The organism is Ornithinibacter sp., from assembly GCF_035443565.1.
Taxonomy (GTDB): domain Bacteria; phylum Actinomycetota; class Actinomycetes; order Actinomycetales; family Dermatophilaceae; genus Fodinibacter.
On sequence record NZ_DAORSO010000043.1, the window covers coordinates 17,778 to 18,949 of the forward strand.

Genomic DNA, 1,172 nt, shown 5'->3' on the forward strand with positions numbered 1-1,172 from the left:
GCATCCAGGTCCACGCGCGCCACTGCGGCATCCAGGTCCACCGATGCGACCAGGGCGTCGAGGTCCACGTGCTCCCGGACCAGCCGGGTGAGGTCGATCCGCTCGACGACGGCCTCGACCAGGACCGGCGCCCAGGCGTCGAGGAGCACCTCGAACCGCCGGCGCAGGGCGACCTGCTCGGCCCGCCCGGTACGGGCCGCCTCCTCCAGGATCGTCGCGGGGTGCAGGCTCCGCGGCAGCAACGGGGGCCGCCACAGCAACCGGGTCACGGGTGCCGTGACCCGGTGTGCGGTGCGCACCGCGACGACAGCCGCGCCGACCGTCATCCCCGCGAGCCCCAGGGTCACGTCGAGGGCGCGCTGGGCGTCGGGTGATACCCGGGGCACGACGCGCGAGCCCGGTGACGTCCGCGCGTCTGCCACCGCCTGAACCCCTCTGTAGGAGATCTGCTGAGGGAAAGGTACTCGACCGTGGCCCGCCGTGAATCACCCCACGTGGGTGACCTCGAAGCGAACCGACGACGCCGCCGGGGCAGATCTGACCAGCTGGTCAGATCTGCCCCGGCGTCAGTGGTCGGTGCGGGCCGTCAGCGACGACCGTGGCACATCTTGAACTTCTTCCCCGACCCACACGGGCAGGGGCTGTTCTTCGGCGTCGTCCTGAGCTGGTCGTCGGTCAGGGCACTCGCGGATGCCGGTGACCTCTCGTCGCGCTCCTCGACCCCACCGCTCTCGCTCGGCGCCGTGTAGTGCAGGGCCCCGGTGCGGGGACGGCCGACGCCGACGCCTGAGACCTCGACCTTCGGGGCAGCCTCGGCGGCCGCGGCACCCGACGTGTCCTGGACACCGTCCGCCGGCGCACCGCCCGACGACGCGGCCACGGCATCCGGCACGTCGTCCTGCACGGGGCTCGGCGCGGCATCTGAATCAGCCGTCGCACCGCCGCCCGCGAGCCCACCGAACATCTCGGAGACGTGCACGGGTGCCACCGCGGGGGCGGCCTCGGCCGGCTGGTCGACCTGGACGTCAACGTGGAACAGCAGCCCGACGGACTCCTCCTTGACGGCCTCGTTCATGGTGTTCCACAGGGCGAAGCCCTCGCGCTGGTACTCCACGAGCGGGTCGCGCTGGGCCATCGCGCGCAGGCCGATGCCCTCCTTGAGGTAGTCCATC

The 1,172-nt window shown here is 72.4% G+C and carries 2 protein-coding genes; both read right to left on the reverse strand.

Annotated features, from left to right (window positions below; all coding sequences use genetic code 11):
• On the reverse strand, window positions 1–422 hold a 422-nt coding region (locus tag PLL68_RS06885; protein ID WP_324532905.1), incomplete at its 3' end, for a hypothetical protein.
• A 164-nt stretch (window positions 423–586) separates the two neighbouring features.
• A partial coding sequence (locus PLL68_RS06890; protein ID WP_324532907.1) for an SEC-C metal-binding domain-containing protein occupies window positions 587–1,172 on the reverse strand: 586 nt, incomplete at its 5' end.